The organism is Variovorax saccharolyticus, from assembly GCF_030316765.1.
In the GTDB taxonomy this organism is placed as follows: Bacteria; Pseudomonadota; Gammaproteobacteria; order Burkholderiales; family Burkholderiaceae_C; genus Variovorax; species Variovorax saccharolyticus.
In genome coordinates this window covers 174,119-195,603 of record NZ_JASZYT010000005.1, presented here as the reverse complement: position 1 = coordinate 195,603, position 21,485 = coordinate 174,119, and the positions used below count along the sequence as shown (strand labels likewise).

At 69.7% G+C, this 21,485-nt stretch carries 15 protein-coding genes; 12 read left to right on the top strand and 3 right to left on the bottom strand.

The genetic code is table 11. The features are described from left to right. Positions 1-8: 8 nt before the first annotated feature. Together QTI45_RS17220 and QTI45_RS17215 are read left to right on the top strand one after the other, a co-directional pair. Complete coding sequence (locus tag QTI45_RS17220; protein WP_286655285.1) at positions 9-1,151, top strand: YihY/virulence factor BrkB family protein; 1,143 nt, start codon at positions 9-11, stop codon at positions 1,149-1,151. Positions 1,152-1,242: 91 nt separating this feature from the next. Further along, positions 1,243-1,641 carry a nuclear transport factor 2 family protein gene (locus QTI45_RS17215; protein ID WP_286370375.1) on the top strand — a complete coding sequence of 133 codons (399 nt, stop codon included), beginning with the start codon at positions 1,243-1,245 and terminating at the stop codon, positions 1,639-1,641. Positions 1,642-1,692: 51 nt separating this feature from the next. Here the strand turns inward: QTI45_RS17215 and QTI45_RS17210 are convergent, their stop codons facing one another. Continuing rightward, positions 1,693-2,763: a flavodoxin family protein gene (locus QTI45_RS17210; protein ID WP_286655284.1), complete on the bottom strand. Its 1,071-nt coding sequence runs from the start codon at positions 2,761-2,763 to the stop codon at positions 1,693-1,695. A gap of 203 nt (positions 2,764-2,966) precedes the next feature. Between QTI45_RS17210 and QTI45_RS17205 the strand changes: the two genes are divergently transcribed. From QTI45_RS17205 to QTI45_RS17190, 4 genes are read left to right on the top strand one after another with little or no spacing between them, the layout of a single operon-like run. Continuing rightward, a complete protein-coding gene (locus QTI45_RS17205; RefSeq protein WP_286655283.1) occupies positions 2,967-3,680 on the top strand; it encodes a glycosyltransferase family 2 protein in 714 nt (237 codons plus the stop codon). A gap of 35 nt (positions 3,681-3,715) precedes the next feature. Beyond that, complete coding sequence (locus tag QTI45_RS17200) at positions 3,716-4,732, top strand: acyl-CoA dehydrogenase family protein (RefSeq protein WP_286655282.1); 1,017 nt, start codon at positions 3,716-3,718, stop codon at positions 4,730-4,732. Beyond that, positions 4,720-5,487 carry a PIG-L deacetylase family protein gene (locus QTI45_RS17195; protein ID WP_286655281.1) on the top strand — a complete coding sequence of 256 codons (768 nt, stop codon included), beginning with the start codon at positions 4,720-4,722 and terminating at the stop codon, positions 5,485-5,487. Before QTI45_RS17200 ends, QTI45_RS17195 begins: the two co-directional genes overlap by 13 nt. After that, the gene (locus tag QTI45_RS17190; protein ID WP_286655280.1) at positions 5,484-6,110 is read left to right on the top strand and encodes an SAM-dependent methyltransferase; all 627 of its coding nucleotides are present in this window, start codon (positions 5,484-5,486) and stop codon (positions 6,108-6,110) included. The genes QTI45_RS17195 and QTI45_RS17190 overlap by 4 nt, the downstream gene beginning before the upstream one ends. A gap of 4 nt (positions 6,111-6,114) precedes the next feature. Here the strand turns inward: QTI45_RS17190 and QTI45_RS17185 are convergent, their stop codons facing one another. Together QTI45_RS17185 and QTI45_RS17180 are read right to left on the bottom strand one after the other, a co-directional pair. Continuing rightward, the gene (locus QTI45_RS17185; protein ID WP_286655279.1) at positions 6,115-8,340 is read right to left on the bottom strand and encodes a response regulator; all 2,226 of its coding nucleotides are present in this window, start codon (positions 8,338-8,340) and stop codon (positions 6,115-6,117) included. Further along, positions 8,331-14,651 (bottom strand): HAMP domain-containing protein, encoded by a 6,321-nt coding sequence (locus tag QTI45_RS17180; protein ID WP_444813288.1) that lies wholly within the window; start codon positions 14,649-14,651, stop codon positions 8,331-8,333. Before QTI45_RS17180 ends, QTI45_RS17185 begins: the two co-directional genes overlap by 10 nt. A 249-nt stretch (positions 14,652-14,900) precedes the next feature. On the opposite strand from QTI45_RS17180, the gene QTI45_RS17175 reads away from it, so the two are divergent. The 6 genes from QTI45_RS17175 to QTI45_RS17150 all read left to right on the top strand — a co-directional run bounded on the left by QTI45_RS17175 (position 14,901) and on the right by QTI45_RS17150 (position 21,473). Next, positions 14,901-15,434 (top strand): sigma-70 family RNA polymerase sigma factor, encoded by a 534-nt coding sequence (locus QTI45_RS17175; RefSeq protein WP_286655278.1) that lies wholly within the window; start codon positions 14,901-14,903, stop codon positions 15,432-15,434. 2 nt (positions 15,435-15,436) lie between these two features. Next, positions 15,437-16,441: a FecR domain-containing protein gene (locus QTI45_RS17170; RefSeq protein ID WP_286655277.1), complete on the top strand. Its 1,005-nt coding sequence runs from the start codon at positions 15,437-15,439 to the stop codon at positions 16,439-16,441. 109 nt (positions 16,442-16,550) lie between these two features. Then, entirely contained in the window at positions 16,551-19,043 is a 2,493-nt protein-coding gene (locus QTI45_RS17165) for a TonB-dependent siderophore receptor (RefSeq protein ID WP_286655276.1), read from the top strand. A 61-nt stretch (positions 19,044-19,104) separates the two neighbouring features. Further along, on the top strand, positions 19,105-19,440 hold the full coding sequence (locus QTI45_RS17160; protein WP_286655275.1) for a hypothetical protein: 336 nt from the start codon (positions 19,105-19,107) through the stop codon (positions 19,438-19,440). Positions 19,441-19,464: 24 nt separating this feature from the next. Then, positions 19,465-21,126, top strand: coding sequence for a PepSY-associated TM helix domain-containing protein (locus tag QTI45_RS17155; RefSeq protein ID WP_286655274.1), 1,662 nt, complete (start codon positions 19,465-19,467; stop codon positions 21,124-21,126). Then, positions 21,123-21,473: a DUF3325 domain-containing protein gene (locus QTI45_RS17150; RefSeq protein WP_286655273.1), complete on the top strand. Its 351-nt coding sequence runs from the start codon at positions 21,123-21,125 to the stop codon at positions 21,471-21,473. The genes QTI45_RS17155 and QTI45_RS17150 overlap by 4 nt, the downstream gene beginning before the upstream one ends. Positions 21,474-21,485: the final 12 nt, after the last annotated feature.

Here is a 21,485-nt window from a genome sequence, read left to right as displayed (position 1 = left end):
CCGAGCCCATGAAGCCCAAGGCCTTTCTCGATCTTTGCTGGCGCGCGGGCATGGCCTGGGTCGACGACTATGCGCCGAGCATGGGGGCCGCGATCTCCTACTACACCCTGTTCTCGATGGCGCCGCTGCTGGTGATCGTCATCGCGATCGCGGGCAGGGTCTTCGGCCACGATGCGGCACAGGGAGAGGTCGTCGCGCAGATCGCCGGCCTGGTGGGGCCGGAAGGCGCCGCCGCGGTCGAGGCGCTGCTGCGCAGCGCGGACGAACCCGAGAAGGGATTGATCGCCGGCTCGATCAGCCTGGTGGTGCTCATGGTCGGTGCAACGACCGTCTTCGCCGAACTCCAGAGCGCGCTGGACCGCATCTGGCACGTGCCCGAGCGGGAGAAGCCCTCCGGGTTGTGGGCGGTCCTCCGGGCACGCCTGCTGTCGTTCGGACTGATCCTCGGCCTCGCCTTCCTGCTCATCGTCTCGCTGATCGTGAGCGCGGGCCTGGCGGCGTTCGACAGCTGGGTCGGCGGCCTGCTTCCAGGCTGGGAAATCGCGTTGCAAGTCATCAACGGCTCGACATCGATCGCCATCCTGACGCTGCTGTTCGCGCTGATCTTCAAGCTGATGCCGACCGCGGACATCGCCTGGCGCGACGTCTGGACCGGGGCCTTCGTCACGGCCATCCTGTTCGAGATCGGCAAGCTGCTGATCGGGCTCTACCTGGGCAAGAGCGGCGTCAGCGAATCCTTCGCCGCCGCGGGCTCGCTGGTGGTCCTGGTCGCATGGGTGTATTACGCGGCGCAAATCTTCCTGCTCGGCGCGGAGTTCACCAAGGCCTATGCCGATTCGCACGGATCGTTGGCGGGCGCGAGGGCCATGGACGCCACCGAGCGCGCTGGCCAGGACGATGGGGATGCCGGCGCCGGTGCAGCGCCGATGCCGGCGATGCGCGAAGCGCTGCCGGACTATTCGGGTATCGCGAGGACCGCGGCCACGCAGCACGAGGTCGATCGGCGCATCGCGAAGGCAACCGGGATCCTGAGTCAGCGGGTGGTCTTGCTCGCGGCCATCACGATCGGGAACATCCTGGTCGCGCGCTGGACCCGGCGCCAGCGCGCAAGCACGCGCAACGCACGCCGCTCGACCGGCATGAGGCCGTAAGACAGGCCCTACGTCGCGCGAAGGCGCACCCCGGCAGCACGCAGCGGCGCGATTTCGCAGGCTGGACCTTTCCCTGAAAAGGAGTCGCGAAATGCAAGCTGCAAGCAAGACGCTGATCGGCCTCGAGACCCGGTTCTGGCAGTCGATGGTGGACAACGACGCCCAGGTCGCGCTCGACCTGCTCACCGAGCCGGCAATGATGGTCAGTTCCCATGGGGCGATGAAGTTCGATCATGCGGGCTATCGCAGGATGGCGGAGCAGGGTCCGATGGTCGTCACTTCCTTCGAATTCAGCGACATGGAGGTCGTGTTCCCGACCGACACCACGGCGGTCGTCAGCTATCGCGTCAAGCAGGGTGTCGCGCCGCGCGGCAAGAAGGACAGCGTCACGCAGGAGATGAACGACACGTCGACGTGGGTGCGGGACGGTGATCAATGGCGCTGCGTGCTGCACACCGAGACGCCTACGGCGTCGACCAAGGCGCACTGAGCCCGGTTCGTTGCGACGTCCACGGCGCCGCCGCCGACGCAGCGCCGAGTCCTATTTCGGCCGCGGCCGCTTGAGGGCCCGGTCGGGCACCTTCAGCCTTCCCGCCCGCAGCTGCGCGACCGCATCGGCCACCGCGCGCGCAACGTTGCGCACCTCCTCCTGCAGGGCCTTGTCGGCGTCCAGCGCATCGTGGCTGGTGGCATAGGGCTCGTAGTAGCCGAGGTAGCGATCGAGGCGGGCCTGCGCGCCGGCGTCGATCAGCCCCATCCAGTCGAGCCAGTCGCAGAGATTGCGGCGCAGGTCCTCGACGCCGGCGACGTCGCCATGCACCACCACGCCGTAGGCACGGCCGGCCACGTGCTTGGGGTAGTCCCAGCCCTTCATCTCGAGCGCCTTCGCCTCGCCGGCATGCTTGCCGTGGGTGGTGGTCGGATCGGGGTTGCCGCCATCGGCGCAGACCAGCCTGTCGATCATGAGCTTGAGCGGACTGGTGGCCTGGTACCAATGCGTGGGCGTGAACAGGATCACGCCATGCGCCGCGACCCAGAGCTCGTAGATCTCGTTCATCCAGTCGCCGACCTGGTTCAGCGAATGGTTCGGATAGCAGGTGCAGGGCCAATGGCACAGCGGCATGGCGGTCGAGACGCAGCCCTTGCAGGGATGGATCCTCCGGCCGTACTCAGAGGTCAGCAGGCTCAGGTCGAGCACGTCGCATTCGATCCCGGCGCCCTCCAGCTGCGTCCGCGCCCACTGCACCATGCGGTGTGTCTTCGAGATCTCGCCCGGGCAAGTGCCGTCATTGCGCGGCGAGCCGTTCACCAGCAGCACGCGCGAGCGCGTGGACGCTCTCCCCCAGGCCGCCTGCGCCTTTCGCAGCCGCGAGCGGGCCTGCAGCCAGTCGACCGAGATCGGGTACTCGGGGTCCGCGAATCCCTTGCCGGCACGGCGCGTGAGCGGCGCCTTGCGGCCTTCCTTGTAGGCCTTCCATGCAATGTCCTCGAGCCTGCCGAGTGCCTCGCTTTCCGGCGCGAAGGCCGGGTCGAAGAAGGACTGCATGAAGCGCTCGTGGAAGGCCGCGCGTTGAAGCTGACCGGGTGCCTGGCCTTTGCGGACTTTGATCATGGTGCCGACGCTAGGACGATGCCGGAGCGCCGCGCGCCAGCGGCGCGGCAACGGTGGCGTAGGCATCGATCCCGCAAGCGCTGCGATGGACGCGATGTCGACGCCTGCCGCCCCGCGCCTACATGCCCTAGGCGCCCGCACCGACTCGGCGCGGACAAGACCTGCCACTACCTTCGCTGCACTCCACTCCGCGAGACAACAACATGATCGGCATCGTCATCCCGGCGCACAACGAAGCCCTTCTCATCGGCCAGGCCGTGGATGCCGTCATGGCCGCGGCGGTGCACCCGGGCCTGCACGGCGAGCCGGTCGAAATCGTGGTGGTGCTGGACGCCTGCAGCGACCTGACCGGCGTGATCGCGGCGCGCGCGGGCGCGCGCACCGTCAGCCTGCGCGCACGGAACGTCGGCGTGGCGCGCGCAGTGGGCGCCGAAGCGATGCTCGCCGCCGGCGCACGCTGGCTGGCCTTCACCGATGCCGACACCGTGGTCTCGCCGAGCTGGCTGGTCGACCAGCTCGCCCAGGACGCCGATGCGGTCTGCGGTTCGATCGGCGTCAACGACTGGTCGGCCCATGGGGTTCACGCGGACGTCATCGAGGCTCACTTCCTGCGCACCTACGCCGACGTCGACGGACACTCCCACATCCATGGCGCCAACCTGGGCGTCTCGGCCGCCGCCTACCGGCGCGCGGGCGGCTTCCGCCATCTGGCCTGCAGCGAAGACGTCGCGCTGGTGCGCGCGCTCGAGGCCACCGGCGCCCGCATCGCGTGGAGCGCGAAGCCGCGCGTGCTCACCAGTTCGCGCCGCGACGCCCGCGCCCGTGGAGGCTTCGCCGACGCCCTGCTGGACGCACTCGCGGCGAGCCTGGCCGCCGTGGCGCCGGCAACCGCAACCCCGCCGGTCGCCGCCACATGATGCCGATCGACGATTCATCCCTGCGACGCTCCCCGATGCCCGCTCCCGAGGCCGCCGCCACGCTGGAGCGCCTCCGGGCTCGGCACCGGGAGGCGCTCTCGCTCGAGCACCTGGTGGATGCAGGCGTCGACCGCCTGCCGCTGCCGGGTTCCGGCGCCACGCTCGAGCGCTGGCGCATGCTGTCCGAAGTGGCGGCGCACGATCTCTCGCTGGTCAAGCTCTTCGAGGGCCACACCGATGCGCTCGCGATCCGCCGCGAACTCGGCGCCGCGGATGCGGTTGCCGGCACGCGCTGGGCCACCTGGTGCGCGGAGCCGCCCGATGCGCGGGTGACGCTGGAAGCCCTCCCGGCGCACCGCTCGGGCCCGGCCCCGATCCGCCTGCACGGCACCAAGGCCTGGTGCTCGGGCGCCCGCAGCGTCACGCATGCGGTCGTGAGCTGCTGGAACGCCGAGGGCGAGCCCTGCCTCGCGGAAGTGGCGCTCGGCCAGCCCGCCGTGATCGTCACCGACGAAGGCTGGCATGCGGTCGGCATGGCCGGCAGCGGCAGCGTGGACGTCCGCTTCGAAGGCGCAGCGGCACACCAGATCGGCCGCCCCGGCGACTATGTGCGGCGGCCCGGCTTCTGGCAGGGCGGCGCCGGGATCGCGGCATGCTGGTTCGGCGGCGCGCTCGGCATCGCACGCCAGACGCGTGGCTTCTGCGGCACCAAGCCCGACGCCCACCGCCTCGCGCACCTGGGCGCGATCGACACGGCGCTGTCTGCCGCCGCGGCCGTGCTGCGCGAAAGCGCCGCATGGATCGATGCCCGCCCCGGCGAGGATGCGCGTCAGCTCGCGCTGCGCCTGCGTCTGGTGGTCGAGGACGCGGCCCATGCGCTCATTGCCCACGCCTGCCGCGCCACGGGTGCAGCGCCCCTGTGCCGCGATGCGCGCTTCGCGCGGGCGGTCGCCGACCTGCCCGTCTTCATGCGCCAGAGCCATGCCGAACGCGATCTCGCCGCGCTCGGCGAATGCGTCCTCGATGCGGAAGCCACACCATGGAAGTTGTAGCGATGAAGGACGACCGCGCGATCCGCGGCGACGGCACGAGCGAGGCCGAATGGCAGTCCTGGACCGGCCTGCACCCGCTGCGCGCGACCACGGTCGAGGCCCTGGTGCCCGCGGGCTCGCGCGCAGTGGTCGTCGCGCCGCATCCGGACGACGAAGTGCTGGCGGTCGGCGGCCTGCTGGCACAGCTGGCGCGGCGCGGGGCGCCGATCCGCGTGATCGCGGTCACCGACGGCACGGCCAGCCACCGCGGCTCGCGGGACTGGCCGGTGGAGCGGCTGGTGCGCGAACGTCCTTCCGAGAGCCGCGAGGCCCTGCATCGATTGGGCGTCGACATCGAGCCGATCCGGCTCGGCCTGCCCGATGGCGGCCTGGCGGGCCTCGAAGGCCTGCTGGCCGATCGGCTCCTGCCGCTGCTGGAGCGGAACGACGTGGTCTTCAGCACCTGGCGACGCGACGGGCATCCCGATCATGAAGCCACCGGTCACGCCTGCGCCTTCGCCGCCGCTCGCACTGGCGCGAGGCTGGTGGAGGTGCCGGTGTGGGCCTGGCATTGGGCCGCGCCGGGCGACCCGCGCCTGCCCTGGGCACGGGCCCGGCGGCTGAGCCTCGATACCGACGCGAGCCGCCGCAAGCGCTGTGCGGTGCAGGCCTTTGCCAGCCAGCTCGAAGCCGACGCGTCGACCGGGCGGGCAGCCGTCCTGCGTCCGACGACGGTCGAACGGGCTGCACGGCCATTCGAGGTGGTCTTCACGTGAACCCGACGCCCTCGCGCCGAGCCGAAGGCACGGAAGCCTACTTCGACCGCCTCTATGGCGCCGCCGAGGATCCCTATGGGCTGCGCGACCGCTGGTACGAGGAACGCAAGCGCGCGCTGATCCTGGCCGCGCTGGGGCGGCGGCGCTACCGCCATGCCTTCGAGCCCGGCTGCGGCATCGGCGAATTCACCGTGGCGCTCGCCGGACGCTGCGACAAGCTGAGCGCGAGCGATCGTTCCGCCCGCGCGGTCGAGATCGCGCGGCGGCGTACCGCATCGCTTCGCAACGTGAGCATCGAAAGGCAGGACCTGCCGGCCGACTGGCAGGTCGGCGGCGCCGCCTTCGACCTGATCGTTCTCGGCGAGATCGGCTATTTTCTCGACGCCGAGGCGATGCGCGAGCTGGCGCGCTGCTGCGACCGCTCGCTCGATGCCGAGGGCACGCTGCTCGCCTGCGACTGGCGCCCCGATTTCGCGGAGCGCAGGCTGGCCACCGACCAGGTGCATGCGCAGCTGGCCGGGCTCGGCCTGGCGCGGCTGGTGCGCCACGAAGAGGACGACTTCCTGCTGCAAGTCTGGACCCGCGACGGCCGATCCGTGGCGCAGCGGGAAGGCATCCGCTGAGCGCTCACGGTGCTCGCTGACCCGCATGCGAAGGCGCGCCCTGGCGCCAGGCGCGGATGCTCTCGAGCAGGCTGTCCGCCTCGACCGGCTTCACGAAATGGCAATCGAAGCCCGCCTCCAGCGCCGCCTGGCGATCCTCGTGCTGGCCGTAACCCGTGATCGCGATCAGGAGCACGCCCGCCTCGCCCGCCGCACGAAGTCGGCGCGCGACCTCGTAGCCGTCCAGCCGCGGCAAGCCGATGTCCAGCAGCAGGACATCGGGCCGGAACTCGGCCGCCGATGCCAGCGCGTCTTCGCCGTCGACCGCGGTACGAACCGCGTGACCTTCCATCTCCAGCATGGTGGCCAGGGCCTGCGCGGCATCGAGGTTGTCGTCGACCACCAGGATGCGCTCGGGTTGGAACGGGTGCGTCCCGACCGGCGCGCAGGCCGGCGCCTCGCCTGCGGGCACCGTCTCCCCGCGCGGCAGGGTGACGCGAAACTCGGACCCCAGGTTGCGCCCGCCGCTGCGCACCTCGATCCGGCCGCCATGCATCTCGGTCAGCCGTCGGGCCAGGGTCAGTCCGACGCCCAGGCCGCCCTGCGACCGGTCGAGTCCCCGCTTGCCCTGGGCGAACAGATCGAAGATTCGCGGCAGCAGCTCCTCGTCGATGCCCATGCCTTGGTCCCTGACCCTGACTTCGACATCCTGGCCGACGATCGCCACGCAGAGGTCGATCGGCGTCGATTCCGGGCTGTACTTCGCGGCGTTGTGCAGCAGGTTGGCGATCACCTGCGTGAGCCGCGCGCCGTCGGCATGCACCCAGATCGGCGCTTCGGGCATCTGCACACCGAGCGTCTGGCGCCGGCTCTCGAGCAGCGGATGCACGGTCTCGATGCTGTGCGCGATGACGACCCTGAGATCGACCGGCTCGCACTTGAGGGTGATCTTCCCCTGGCTGATGCGCGTGACGTCGAGCAGCTCTTCCATGAGGCGCGTGATCTGGCGCAGCTGGCGGCTCGCCAGGTCCAGCGCCCACCCCACCTTGGGATGCTTGTCCGCCACCCGCCGGATGACCTCGATCGCCGTGTGAACGGAGGCCAGCGGATTGCGCAGCTCGTGGGACAACATGGCAAGGAACTCGTCCTTGCGCTGGCTCGCCTGCTGCAGCTCCTGCTGCGCCGCCTGCCGCTCCACGATCTCGCGCTGGAGATTGCGATAGAGCCGCGCATTCTCGAACGCCGCGCCCGCGCGTGTCGCGACTTCCTGCAGCAGGTTCAGGTCGGCCTCGTGGGTCCAGGCGGCTTCGTCGGGCGAAGCCACCAGCAGCACGCCCAGCACGCGCTCGCCGAAGTGGAGCGCGACCGCGGCGACGGAATTCAGCACCGGTCCCCCGGGGTCTGCGCCCGGATGGCCCAGCGCGCCGGCGCTCAGGCCTGGGAGGGCCCTTGTTTGAACCCTGCCGATCTGGCGCAGTGCGGTCGAATCCTGCAGGACCGCCATGACCGCGGCATCCGCGCCCAGCCCGGTGCCGGCCACCACCGCGGGCGAGCCCTCGCCCGCCCCCCGCGCGGCGATCGCGAACTGTCCGCGACCGAGCTCCGGGTCGGCGACCCAGGCCACCGCCGCCGCGGCCCATGTCGGCACCAGCAAGCCGGTCAGCTCGCGCATCGCCACCTCGATGTCCAGCGAGCGGCTGAGCGCCTGGCTGGCGGCCGCCAGGAAGGAGGATCGCCGGTCGCTCTCCTCGGCCATGCGGCGCGCGGTTTCGGCCGCCATCATCGCGGCACGCGCATCGACCTGCCGCTCGACCTGACGCTGCATCAGGTAGAGCGACACGAAGACGCCGACCTTGCTGCGCAGGATCTCCGGCACGACCGGCGACAGGATGTAATCCACCGCGCCGAGCGAGTAGCCGCGGGCGGTCTGGATCTCGTCCGCGTACGAGGTGATGAAGATGATCGGCGTATGGGCGCTGCGCCGGTGCTGGCGGATCAGCGTGGCGGTCTCGAAGCCATCCATGCCGGGCATGTTCACGTCCAGCATGATCACGGCGAACTCGCGCTTGAGGATCTCGCGCAGCGCGTCCGCCCCCGAGCGCACCGTGACCAGGTCCTGGCCGAGTTCCTCGAGCACGGTGCGGAACACCAGCAGCTTCTCGGGCAGGTCGTCGACGATCAGGATGCTGGCGCGCTCGCCCGCAGCCGGATCGCGCTGCGGCGACGGGCCCTGGGGGGTGCCTAGCTGCACAGCCAGCCCCGCATCACGACCAGCAGATAGGCCGTATCCACGGGCTTGGAAAGGTAGTCCCAGGCCCCTGCCTCGATGCACTTCTCGCGGTCGCCCTTCATGGCCTTGGCGGTGACGGCCACCAGCGGAAGCTGCCTGCCGCGCGGCAGGCGGCGCAGCTCGCGCATGGTCTGCATGCCGTCCATCTCGGGCATCATGATGTCCATCAGGACGATGTCGATGCCTTCGTCCTCCTGCACCAGCCGGATCGCGTCGCGTCCGTTCTCTGCCGAGAGGATCACCATGCCCTGCTGGTCGAGCACCGTCGCCAGAGCGAAGATGTTGCGCATGTCGTCGTCCACGATCAGCACCTTGCGGCCGGCCAGCGAACAGGCGGCATCGCCGACAGCCTCGACGGCACGGCGCTCGGGCTCCGACATCAGGCCGAAACTGCGATGCAGGAAGAAGGCGCAGCTGTCGATCAGTCCGTCGATCGTGCCGATGCCGCGCCATGCGGAGCCGTCCAGGCCCCGGCTCCATGCCGCCAGCGGCGCACCGCCCGCGAGCTGTCCCTGGGGCGCTGCGTAGACGATCACGGGCAGCTGATGCACCGGCGCCCTGCCCTCGAGCGCCTCGGCCAGGTCCGAAGGACTGAAGCCCGGCACGGAGCCGTCCGTGACCAGGCAATCGACGGCCCCATCGGCGATCTCGCCGGCGACCGCCTGCCTCGATTCGGCCAGCGAGATCGCCACCTCGGCACCGGCGAAGGCGTCCAGCAAGGCCGCCCGCGCCTCGGAGTCGCGCATGGCCACCAGCAGCTTGCGCGGACCCGCCAGTGCGAAGGCGTGCAGCCGCTCCATGGCCGCCTCCACCTGGTCGATCGACTGCAGGGGCTTGGCGAGGAAGCCCACGGCGCCGGAGTTCAGGGCGCGCTCGCGCGAATCGTCCGTCGACACCACGCACACCGGGATGTGCCGCGTCGTCAGGTCGGCCTTCAGGCGCTCCAGGATGCGCCAGCCCGGCATGTCGGGCAGGTGGATGTCGAGTGTGATCAGGGCCGGGCGGTGGTCGGCGGTGAGTGCCAGCGCCACTGCGCCGCTGGCACTGACCAGCGCCTTGAAGCCGGCGCGGCGCGCGGCCTGCATCAGGACTTTCGCGAAAGCCAGGTCGTTCTCGACGATCAGCGCCACCTTGTCGCCCGGCAGCAGCGCGTCGCGGTCGTCGCCGGCCACGTTCTGCTGGTGCAGGTCGGCGGCTGCGGCTTCCGCATCGCCCGCCTCATCGCCGGGCGGCGCCAAGGCGCGATCGGGATGCAGGGGCTCGGCGACGGGACGACTCCGCGCCCGGACCACCGGGCGCGGATCCGGCAGCGGCTGGAGCGCCGGCGCCTCTGCGCTGCCCGCGCGGACGCCTCGGCCGCGCGCGGGGCTGTAGCTCTGGGGCAGGAACAGGGTGAAGGTACTGCCCTGGGCAGGAACGCTGCTCAGCCGGATCTCCCCGCCCAGCAGCCGGGCCAGCTCGCGGCTGATCGCGAGCCCCAGCCCGGTGCCGCCGTACTTGCGCGAGGTGGAGCCGTCGGCCTGCTGGAAGGCTTCGAAGACGATCTGCTGCTTGTCCGCGGCGATGCCGATGCCGGTGTCCGACACGGCGAAGGCGATCACCTGATGCGCCCTGTTGAGCTCCTCGCGGTCGCGCGACCAGCCGCTGTCGACCGTGGCGACCGAAAGGCCCACCGAGCCGTGATGGGTGAACTTGAAGGCGTTGGACAGCAGGTTCTTGATGATCTGCTGCAGGCGCTTGACGTCCGTCACGATGGTGTCGGGCAGCGCCTCCCGCATGAGGATGTCGAAGTCCACGTGCTTGGCCTCCGCCACGTGGCGGAAGCTGCGCTCGACCGAGCGCTGCAGATCGTCCATCCGCAGTTCGCTCACCTCCACGGCGACCGTCCCCGACTCGATCTTCGACAGGTCGAGGATGTCGTTGATCAGCATCAGCAGGTCGTTGCCCGACAGGTGGATCGTCTTGGCGAACTCCACCTGCCGCTCGGTGAGATTGCCTTCCGCGTTCTTGCACAGCTGGTCCGACAGGATCAGCAGGCTGTTCAGCGGCGTGCGCAGCTCGTGCGACATGTTGGCCAGGAACTCCGACTTGTACTTGGAGGTCAGCGCCAGCTGCTCGGCCTTCTCCTCGAGCGCCTGGCGGGCCTGTTCGACTTCCTGGTTCTTGCTCTCGACTTCCTGGTTCTGGTGCACCAGCAGCCGGGCCTTCTCCTGCAGCTCCTCGTTGGTCTGCTGCAGCTCCTGCTGGCGACTCTGGAGCTCCTCCGCCAGCGATTGCGACTGGGTCAGCAGATCCTCGGTGCGCATGTTGGCGGAGATCGTGTTGATCACGATGCCGATCGATTCGGTCAGCTGGTCGAGGAAGGCCTGGTGCGACGGATTGAAGCGCTCGAGCGACGCCAGTTCGAGCACCCCCCGCACCTCGTCCTCGAACACCACCGGCAGCACGATCACGTCCATCGCCGCGCCTTCGCTCAGCCCGGTGGCCACCTTGAAGGCCGTGCTCGGCACGTTGGTCAGCAGGATCTTCGACTTCTCGATCGCGCACTGCCCGACCAGGCCCTGCCCGAGGTCGATCTCCTTGCCGTGCGCCGCGTGGCCGCCCGAGGCGTAGCTGGCGAAGAGCTTGAGCTTCGATGCGCCGCCCGAGGAGGTCAGCAGGTAGAACTCGGCCTGCTGCGCGCCGACCACCGGCGCGAGTTCGGACAGGATCAGCTGGCCCACGGTCAGCAGATCCTTCTGGCCCTGCAGCATGCGGCTGAACTTGGCGAGGTTGGTCTTGAGCCAGTCCTGCTCGGTGTTCTTCTGGGTCGTGTCCTTCAGGTTGCGGATCATCTCGTTGATGGTGTCCTTGAGCGCCGCCACCTCGCCCTGGGCCTCGACCGTGATCGAGCGCGTCAGGTCGCCCTGCGTCACCGCCGTGGCCACCTCGGCGATCGCGCGCACCTGGGTCGTCAGGTTGGCCGCGAGCTGGTTGACGTTCTCGGTCAGCCCTTTCCAGGTGCCGGCGGCACCGGGCACCTTGGCCTGGCCGCCCAGCTTGCCCTCGACCCCCACCTCGCGCGCCACGCTGGTCACCTGGTCGGCGAAGGTCGCCAGCGTGTCGGTCATGCTGTTGATGGTCTCGGCCAGCGCGGCGATCTCGCCCTTGGCCTCCACCGTGAGCTTCTGCTTGAGGTCGCCGTTGGCGACCGCCGTCACCACCTTCGCGATGCCGCGCACCTGGCCCGTCAGGTTGCCGGCCATGAAGTTGACGTTCTCGGTCAGGTCCTTCCAGGTGCCGGAGACATCGCGCACCTGGGCCTGTCCGCCGAGACGGCCTTCGGTGCCGACCTCGCGCGCGACGCGCGTGACTTCCGCCGCGAAGGAGGACAGCTGATCGACCATCGTGTTGATCGTCGCCTTGAGTTCGAGGATCTCGCCCTTGACGTCGACCGTGATCTTCTCGGACAGGTCGCCCGCGGCCACCGCCTTGGTCACGTCGGCGATGTTGCGAACCTGCGAGGTGAGGTTCGACGCCATCAGGTTGACCGAATCGGTCAGGTCCTTCCAGGTGCCGGCCACGCCCTGCACGTCGGCCTGGCCGCCCAGGATGCCCTCGGTGCCCACCTCCAGCGCCACGCGCGTCACCTCGGCCGCGAAGGAGCGCAGCTGGTCGACCATGGTGTTGACCGTGTTCTTGAGCTCGGAGATCTCGCCCTTGACGTCGACCGTGATCTTCTTCGACAGGTCGCCGGCGGCGACCGCGGTCGTCACCTCGGCGATGTTGCGCACCTGCGAGGTGAGGTTGCCGGCCATGAAGTTGACCGACTCCGTGAGGTCCTTCCAGGTGCCCGCCACGCCCTGCACGTCGGCCTGCCCGCCCAGGATGCCCTCGGTGCCGACCTCGCGTGCGACCCGCGTCACTTCGGCCGCGAAGGAGCGCAGTTGGTCGACCATGGTGTTGACCGTGTTCTTCAGCTCCAGGATCTCGCCCTTGACGTCGACCGTGATCTTCTTGGACAGGTCGCCGGCCGCCACCGCCTTGGTCACGTCGGCGATGTTGCGCACCTGCGAAGTGAGGTTCGACGCCATCGAGTTGACCGATTCCGTCAGGTCCTTCCAGGTGCCGGCGACGCCCTGCACGTCGGCCTGTCCGCCCAGCTTGCCTTCGGTGCCCACTTCGCGCGCGACCCGCGTGACCTCGGCGGCGAAGGACGACAGCTGGTCGACCATGGTGTTGATGGTGTTGGTGAGTTCGAGGATCTCGCCCTTGGTGTCGACCGAGATCTTCTTCGACAGGTCGCCGGCCGCCACCGCCTTGGTCACGTCGGCGATGTTGCGCACCTGCGAGGTCAGGTTGCCGGCCATGAAGTTGACCGACTCCGTCAGGTCCTTCCAGGTGCCCGCCACGCCCTGCACGTCGGCCTGGCCGCCCAGCTTGCCTTCGGTGCCGACCTCGCGTGCCACCCGCGTCACCTCGGCGGCGAAGGAGCGCAGCTGGTCGACCATGGTGTTGATGGTCGCCTTGAGTTCCAGAATCTCGCCCTTGACGTCGACCGTGATCTTCTTGGACAGGTCGCCGGCCGCGACCGCCTTGGTCACGTCGGCGATGTTGCGCACCTGGCTGGTGAGATTGCCGGCCATCGAGTTGACCGATTCCGTCAGGTCGCGCCAAGTGCCGGCCACGCCCTTGACTTCGGCCTGGCCGCCGAGCCGGCCTTCGGTCCCGACTTCGCGCGCGACGCGGGTCACCTCGTCCGCGAAGGAGGACAGCTGGTCGACCATGGTGTTGATGGTGGCCTTCAGCTCCAGGATCTCGCCTTTCACGTCCACCGTGATCTTCTTCGACAGGTCCCCGGCGGCCACCGCCTTGGTCACGTCGGCGATGTTGCGCACCTGCGAAGTGAGGTTCGAGGCCATCGAGTTGACCGAGTCGGTCAGGTCCTTCCAGGTGCCGGCGACGCCCTGCACGTCGGCCTGGCCGCCCAGCTTGCCTTCGGTGCCGACCTCGCGTGCGACCCGCGTCACCTCGGCAGCGAAGGAACGCAGCTGGTCGACCATGGTGTTGATCGTGTTCTTGAGCTCGGAGATCTCGCCCTTGACGTCGACCGTGATCTTCTTGGACAGGTCGCCGGCCGCCACCGCGGTCGTCACCTCGGCGATGTTGCGCACCTGCGAGGTCAGGTTGCCGGCCATGAAGTTGACCGACTCCGTGAGGTCCTTCCAGGTCCCGGCGACGCCCTGCACGTCGGCCTGGCCGCCCAGCTTGCCTTCGGTGCCGACCTCGCGTGCCACCCGCGTCACCTCGGCGGCGAAGGAGCGCAGCTGGTCGACCAGCGTGTTGACCGTGTTCTTGAGTTCCAGGATCTCGCCCTTGCCGTCGACCGTGATCTTCTTCGACAGGTCGCCGGCCGCCACCGCCTTGGTCACGTCGGCGATGTTGCGCACCTGGCTCGTCAGGTTGCCGGCCATCGAGTTGACCGAATCGGTGAGGTCCTTCCAGGTGCCGGACACGCCTTCGACCCGCGCCTGGCCGCCGAGCGATCCTTCGGTGCCGACCTCGCGTGCCACCCGGGTCACCTCCGAAGCAAAGGAGCGCAGCTGGTCGACCATCGTGTTGATGGTGTTCTTGAGCGTCAGGAACTCGCCCTTCACGTCGACGTCGATCTTCTTCGACAGATCGCCCTTGGCGACGGCGGTGGTCACGTCGGCGATGTTGCGCACCTGGTCCGTCAGGTTGCCGGCCATGGAGTTGACCGAGTCCGTCAGGTCCTTCCAGGTACCGGCCACGCCCTTGACCTTGGCCTGGCCGCCCAGCTTGCCCTCGGTCCCGACCTCGCGCGCCACCCGGGTCACCTCGGCGGAGAAGTTGCCCAGCTGCTCGACCATCTTGTTGATGGTCCTGGCGGTCCGCAGGAATTCGCCCTCGAGTTCGCGGCCCTCCACCTCCAGCGCCATGCTCTTGGACAGGTCCCCTTGCGCCACCGCGCCGATCACGCGTGCAACCTCGCTGGTCGGATGCACCAGGTCGTCGATGAGGGAATTCACGCAGGCGATCGAATCGCCCCAGAAGCCGCGGGTCTCGGCCATCACGGCGCGCTGCTTGAGCTTGCCCTGCTTGCCGACGACCTGCCGCAACCGCGTCAGTTCCGATGCCAGGGTGGCGTTCTGCTCGACCAGTTCGTTGAAGGTGTCGGCCACCTTGCCGGGCAAGCCCACCCAGTGGACGGGAAGCCTGACCTTGGCGTCGCCCTTTCGAAGCCGGGTCAGCGCATCAAGCAGGATCGCCATTTCCTCGTTGGCGTTGTCTGCGTCGGGGGCGTGTTCCAGAACTCTCATCTGCACCTCGTGTTTCGACAAGTGGACAGCTTTGCAACCGACCCGACTTTAGCGGCGTGGCACCCCTGCTGTGCGGCGATCCGGCGGCATCTGCGCAGTCTCTAGTTAACGCGAATGACTCTCATTTATACTTAGCGCCTTTCCCTCTTTCCTCCGTGCAGCGCGCTTCGGGCCTGTTGGCCCATCGCCCCAGTGCCGCCCATGTCCGCCGCCGATTCCGCCGTTCCGCATCCCCAAGTCCACGCGCTCTACATCGATCACCATGGCTGGCTCCAGGGCTGGCTGCGCCGGAAGCTGGGCGATGCGTTCGAGGCCGCGGATCTCGCGCAGGACACCTTCGTGCGTCTGCTCGCCGCCCCTTGCGCGGGGGCCGGCCTGCCGGTGGCCGAAGGGGCGCTGCGCGAGCCTCGGGCCTACCTTGCGACCGTCGCGCGCCGGCTGCTGGTCAACCACCTGCGCCGCCGCTCGCTGGAGCAGGCCTATCTGTCGGCGCTCGCCGTGCTGCCTGAAGCGCAGACGCCATCGCCCGAACAGCAGTTGATCATCCTGCAGTCGCTGCAGGAAATCGACGCCATGCTCGACGGCATGCCGCCCAAGGTGCGGGCCGTCTTCATCCTGTCGCAGGTCGACGGGCTCACCTACGCCGGGATCGCCGAAGAACTGAAGATCGGCCTGCGGTCGGTCAAGCGCTACATGGCGCTGGCGATGACCGAATGCATCCTGCTGGCCGCCTGAGCATGAGCGCTTCGGCAGGCGAAGCGGGCCCGGCGGCAGCGCATCCGCTGACGCGCCAGGTGGCGTCGCGGGCCGCCGAGTGGTTCGTCCTGATTCAGTCGGGCGAGTGCACACCGCGGCAGCGCGGCGAGTTCGAGACCTGGCTGGCGCACGATCCCGCCCACGCCCGGGCCTGGCAGCGCGCGATCCAGGTGAGCGACCGCGCGGGCAGCGTTCCGCCCGCGCTCGGATCACCGGCACTGCGCCGTCCCCGCAATCGACGCGAAGCCGTGCGAAGCCTGATGCTGCTCATGGCCGCCGCGCCCGTCGGCTGGCTGGCCTGGCGCCTGGCGCCGTGGCAGCAGTGGAGTGCCACCCATGCGACCGCCACCGGCGAACAGCGCGACCTGCTGCTGCCGGACGGCTCGCGCGTGTGGCTCGACACCGCGAGCGCCATCGACATCGACTTCGACGACACACAGCGGCTCGTGTGGCTGCGCTCCGGCGCCGTTCTGATCGAGACCGCCCGCGATCCCGGGGCCGCGACCGGGAGCTCCGCGCGGCCCTTTCTCGTGCGCACGACGCATGGCAGCGCGCGCGCCATCGGCACGCGCTTCATCGTGCGGGACGACGCGCAGCGCAGCCAGGTGGCCGTGCTGCAGGGCGCCGTCGAGGTGAAGACGGGCGACGGCAGGGAGGTCCGGCGGCTGCAGGCGGGCCAGCAGCTCGGCTTCGATGCATCGCGCATCGAAGCGGTGCGCCCCGCTGATCCCTTCGCCGGTCAATGGGCGCGGGGAGTTCTTGCGGTGGATGACATGCGGCTCGACAGCTTCGCGGCCGAGCTCTCGCGCTACCGCAGCGGACTGCTGCGATGCGAAGCCGCGGTCGCCGGCCTGCGCATCACGGGTGCCTTCCAGCTCGACGACACGGATGCGGTGCTGCGCAACGTCGCCCGCCTGCTCCCGGTGCAAGTGCTCTACCGCACCCGCTACTGGGTGACGCTGGCGCCACGCGGCGCGACTGGCTGAGCGCCCCGACCCCCCAGAAAAAAACTTTGGCCCCTTTTGCCGCGGTGGCGTGTCCTGTTCGATGTGCTCTTTTCAACATCGACCGAATCTCTCGAAGGAACAACGTCCCATGGCTTCCCGACCCGCCGGCCGCGCCGGCAGCGCGACCCGCATCGCTGCGCGCTCCTCCCTTGGCTTTCTCCTGGGCCTGATCGCGACCGCTGCGATGACCACCGTGGCCATGGCACAGCAGGCCGGCGCCACGGCGCCCACCCGCTTCGAGGTGCATGCCGGCCCGCTGGCTCCCGCGCTGGCTGATTTCGCCGCCGATGCCGGCGTCAGCCTGAGCGCACCGCCGGAGCTGGTGCGCGGCATCACGTCGCCCGGACTCAGCGGCAGCTACGCGGTGCCCGAGGGCCTGGCCCGCCTGCTCGCGGGCACCGGCCTCGAAGCCGTGCCCAGCGGCGACAGGGCGTGGCTCCTGCGCCGCAAGCCCGCAGCCGAGGCACCCTCCAGCGACGCCACCGGCTCGACGCTGCCCGAAGTCAGGGTGACGGCCCAGGGCCCGGGCAACGGCACGACCGAAGGCACCGGCTCCTACGCCGCCGGCCCTTCGTCTTCGGCCACGGGGCTCAGCCTGTCGCCGCGCGAAACGCCGCAGACCGTCACCGTCGTCACGCGCCAGCAGATGGACGACCAGGGTTCCCTCAACGTCTCGGACGTGATGGAAAGGGCTCCGGGCATCACGGTGCAGAGCTATGACAGCGAGCGCTGGAGCTTCAGCGCGCGCGGCTTTGCCGTCACCAATTTCCAGTACGACGGGGTCTCCAAGGACTACGACGGCGTCTACGACTGGGGCGCGACCAACGGCGACATGGCGATCTACGATCGCGTCGAGATCGTCAAGGGCGCGACCGGACTGATGAGCGGTACCGGCGATCCGTCCGCTGCCGTCAACTTCATCCGCAAGCGGCCGACCCAGAGCTTCGCCGGCTCGGTGGCGGCGAGCCTCGGCTCGTGGCAGAGCGCCCGCACCGAACTCGACCTGTCGGGCCCGCTCAACGAAAGCGGCAGCGTCCGCGGCCGCTTCGTCGGTGCCTACCAGGACCGCGAGTCCTACCTCGACCACTACCGCCAGAAGAAGAGCGTGGCGTATGGCGTGATCGAGGCCGACCTGTCGCGCGACACGCTCCTGACGCTGGGCATGGACTACCAGAACACCGATCCGCGCGGCTCGACCTGGACCGGCTTTCCGATCTTCTTCAGCGACGGCAGCCGCACCGACTGGAGCCGCTCGTTCAACCCGGCGACGACCTGGAGCCGGCGCGAACTGGAAACCCGCAACCTGTTCGCGACGCTGGAGCACCGGCTGGCCGACGACTGGCGGCTCAAGCTCACCGTCAACAACCAGGAGAGCAAGCACCGCTCGCTGCTCGGCTCGGCGAGCGGGGGCAACCCGGACCCGGTGACCGGCGAGGGCATGTACCTGTTCTCGGGCGACTTCCGCGGCAACCGCACGCAGGACACGGCCAACGCCAGCATCACCGGCAGCTACGCGCTGGGAGGCCGCAAGCACGATCTGATGTTCGGCGGCATGTGGTCGAACACCCGGACCGACGGACCCTGGTCCGAGTCCCTCTATCCGCTCCTGCCCGGCAGCATCTTCAACTGGACCGGCCACTTCCCGCAGCCCGAGTTTCCGCCGATCGCCTCCTACGAGGACCGCGACCGCCAGACCGCCGTGTACGGCGCCACGCGCCTGCGGCCGACCGATGCGCTGTCGGTGATCCTGGGCGCGCGCGTCACGCGCGTCACTGCCAGCGACACCCGGACCTATGTCGACGGCATGACCCCGCCGCTGTCGAGCAGCCTGAGCGAATCGGGCGTGACGACGCCCTACGCCGGCGTGGTGTTCGACCTCGACCCGACCTGGTCGGTCTATGCCAGCTACACGAGCATCTTCTCGCCCCAGTCGCTGATGGACGTCAACCGCCAGTACCTGCCGCCCATCGAGGGGCGCGGCGTCGAGGCCGGCATCAAGGGAGAGTTTCTGGACGGCCGCCTGAACGCCAGCCTGGCCGCGTTCCAGATCAAGCAGGACAACGTGGCCGAGTACGTCGATTTCGTCGATGGCGAATCCGTCTACCGCGCGGTCCAGGGCGTCACCAGCAGGGGCATCGAAGCCGAACTGAACGGACAGATCGCCCCGGGCTGGAACCTGCAGGCCGGCTACACCTACAACCATGTGCGGGATGCCGAGGGCGAACGCGTCTACGGCGCCACGCTGATGGCCAGCCAGCCCGCGCAGATGCTGCGGCTGTCGACCAGCTACCGGCTGCCGGGCGCGTGGCAGAAGCTCACGATCGGCGGCGGCGTCAGCTGGCAGAGCGCCTTCTACGGCAAGGTCTGGAATCCGGCAGCAGGCGACTACGCGATCATCGAGCAGAAGCCCTATGCGCTGGTCGCGCTCATGGCGCGCTACGAGTTCAGCAAGCAGCTGTCGGCCACGCTCAACATCAACAACCTGTTCGACAAGAAGTACTACGCCGGCCTGGGCCTCTTCGAAACCGGCTTCTACGGGGCGCCACGCAACGCGATGCTGACGATGCGCTATCAGTTCTGACGGCCCGGGCCCTACCCGAATTCGCGCGCCGATTGTCTTAGGTGTCACAAGGACCCACACCATGACAAGAACTTCGAACATCGACGCCGAACGAGGCCGGCCGCGGCGCGCCGCGGCGCGCGCGCCCAGAGCCCTGCCGCTGCTGTCGCGCGTGCTCGCCGCGATCCTGGGCGGCTACCTGCTGGCCTCCGCCGCGGCGGTCTTTCTCGCGGCAGTGCTGCCCACGGGGCGGGCCGAGGGCGTGCTGGCCGGCATGCAGTTCAGCTTCGCGGTCTACACCGGGGCCGTGATCTGGTCGTTCTCCCCGGTCGCGCTGTCGCGGGTCTGGGCCGGACTGCTGCTGCCCACCGGCCTGCTGGCCGCGTCCGGGTGGCTGCTGCCGCGCGCCGGGGTCTAGGCCATGGCCGGCACGAACAACCCCATGACGACCGGCCGGATGGCCGAAGGCACTTTCCGCCAGGCCATGGCATGGCTTCACACCTGGTGCGGGCTCTGGATTTCGTGGTTGCTGTTCGCGGTCTTCCTGACCGGCACGCTCGCGGTGTTCGACGAGCCGATCACCCACTGGATGTCGCCGGAGCACCGGGCCGAGGAAGCGGCGGCCGAAGCGCGGGGTCCGCAGCAGCCGGGGCAGCCGGAGGGGCCCGGGTCGACTTCGGACCGGGCGCAGCGGCTCGACTGGGCCGTGGCCTACATGGCACGACACCATCCCTCGGCTTCGATGTGGGAGCTCTGGCCGGCCGACGCCGAGGGCGGGGGCGCGCTCACGGTGTACTGGTTCGACGACAAGCAGCAATACGCGTCCGCCCGGCTGGACCCGGCCAGTGGGCGCCCCCTGCCAGCCGACTCGCCGGATGCCCATCGCGCCACCTCGGGAGGGCACCACTTCGTCGATTTCCATTACCAGTTGCACGCCGGCAGCCTGGGCCTCTGGATCGTCGGCATCGCCGCGATGGCGATGCTGGTCGCGCTGGTCTCGGGGGTGATCACGCACAAGCGGATCTTCAAGGACTTCTTCACCTTCCGGCCGCGCAAGGGCCAGCGCAGCTGGCTCGACGCCCACAACGCGGTCGGGGTGCTGACGCTGCCCTTCCAGTTCATGATCGCCTACACCGGCCTGGTCATCTCGGGACTGACCTTCATGCCGGCCGCCGGCCTGCTGCACTTCGGCACCGACAGCGCCTCCAGGCAGCAGTTGCTGACCGCGTTGAACAACCCCGGGAAACCGGCGCCCAGCGGCACGGCACTGCCCCTGCCGTCGCTCGAACCCTTCGCCGCGCGCGGCGAGCGCCTCATCGGCCAGCCCGTGCGAGCGGTCGTGATCGACCACCCGGGCGACGCCGCCGCGCGCATCGCGGTGTACGGCTGGAACAGCGAAGAGGAGACCCGGCGCCGCCTGAGCCCCACCACCGGCATGGCGTCCTTCGAGGCCGCGAGCGGCCGGACGCTGGAAGTCCGCCAGCCGGGCGGCGTCGATGGCGGCACCGCATCGCTGGCGCAGTCGGTGCTCGGCAGCCTGCACATGGCGAGCTACGGCGGCTGGACACTGAAGTGGCTGTACTTCCTGGCCGGGATGGCCGGCACGGCCATGATGGCGACCGGTGCCGTCCTGTTCATGGTCAAGCGCCGCGGCCGCCACGCCGGCGCATTCGGCGCCGCCAGTTCGCGGGTCCATGGCCTGATCGAATCGCTCAACATCGCGGCGATCGCCGGGCTGCCGATCGCCTGCATCGGCTTCCTCTGGGCCAACCGGCTGCTGCCGGTGGCGCTCGACCAGCGGGCGGCCTGGGAACTGCGCGTCTTCTTCGGCCTGTGGCTGATCGCGCTCGCCCACGCGCTGCTGCGGCCGCGGTTCCAGGCCTGGCGCGAGCAACTCGGCGCACTCGCGGCCCTGTGCCTGCTGCTGCCGGCCCTCGACGGACTGACCACCGGCGACTGGCCGTCGGCCCAGCTCCGGCGTGGCGACTGGGAGAGCCTGGGCGTCGCCGCGGGCGCGCTGATCCTGGGCGCCGGCGCGGCGCTGGCGCTGCGCGGGCTTCATCGCCGCGGGCGGGCCCCGGCGCCGCCGAGGGCCGAGCCATGACCGCGCTGAACGCTTCGATGCTGGCACTCGGCCTCGGCTTCGCCGGCATGTCGGCGCTGGCCTTCGCGATGGATCGCCACTACGCGCAGCTGACGCAGCAGCACGAGGTGCCGGGCCCCCATCGCCTGCTGCTGCGCACCGCCGCCCTGATCCTGTTCGCCTTGGCCTGTGCGCCCTGCATCGCGGCCTGGGGCGGCAGCGTGGGAACCGCCGCGTTCATCGGCTTCCTGTCCGCCGGCGCGCTGCCGGTGGCGCTGCTGCTGCCCTGGCAGCCCCGCCTGGTGGCGGGCCTGGCGACGACGCTGGCGCTGTCTGGCCTGGCCTTCATGGCGCTGGGGCCGGGCTAGCCGGCACGCGCC

Excerpts from the sequence above, each read along its gene's own strand:
- QTI45_RS17220 (WP_286655285.1), top strand. The coding sequence starts at position 9 with ATGAAGCCCAAGGCCTTTCTCGATCTTTGCTGGCGCGCGGGCATGGCC.
- QTI45_RS17215 (WP_286370375.1), top strand. The coding sequence starts at position 1,243 with ATGCAAGCTGCAAGCAAGACGCTGATCGGCCTCGAGACCCGGTTCTGG.
- QTI45_RS17210 (WP_286655284.1), bottom strand. The coding sequence starts at position 2,763 with ATGATCAAAGTCCGCAAAGGCCAGGCACCCGGTCAGCTTCAACGCGCG.
- QTI45_RS17205 (WP_286655283.1), top strand. The coding sequence starts at position 2,967 with ATGATCGGCATCGTCATCCCGGCGCACAACGAAGCCCTTCTCATCGGC.
- QTI45_RS17200 (WP_286655282.1), top strand. The coding sequence starts at position 3,716 with ATGCCCGCTCCCGAGGCCGCCGCCACGCTGGAGCGCCTCCGGGCTCGG.
- QTI45_RS17195 (WP_286655281.1), top strand. The coding sequence starts at position 4,720 with ATGGAAGTTGTAGCGATGAAGGACGACCGCGCGATCCGCGGCGACGGC.
- QTI45_RS17180 (WP_444813288.1), bottom strand. The coding sequence starts at position 14,651 with ATGGCGATCCTGCTTGATGCGCTGACCCGGCTTCGAAAGGGCGACGCC.
- QTI45_RS17175 (WP_286655278.1), top strand. The coding sequence starts at position 14,901 with ATGTCCGCCGCCGATTCCGCCGTTCCGCATCCCCAAGTCCACGCGCTC.
- QTI45_RS17170 (WP_286655277.1), top strand. The coding sequence starts at position 15,437 with ATGAGCGCTTCGGCAGGCGAAGCGGGCCCGGCGGCAGCGCATCCGCTG.
- QTI45_RS17165 (WP_286655276.1), top strand. The coding sequence starts at position 16,551 with ATGGCTTCCCGACCCGCCGGCCGCGCCGGCAGCGCGACCCGCATCGCT.
- QTI45_RS17160 (WP_286655275.1), top strand. The coding sequence starts at position 19,105 with ATGACAAGAACTTCGAACATCGACGCCGAACGAGGCCGGCCGCGGCGC.
- QTI45_RS17155 (WP_286655274.1), top strand. The coding sequence starts at position 19,465 with ATGACGACCGGCCGGATGGCCGAAGGCACTTTCCGCCAGGCCATGGCA.
- QTI45_RS17150 (WP_286655273.1), top strand. The coding sequence starts at position 21,123 with ATGACCGCGCTGAACGCTTCGATGCTGGCACTCGGCCTCGGCTTCGCC.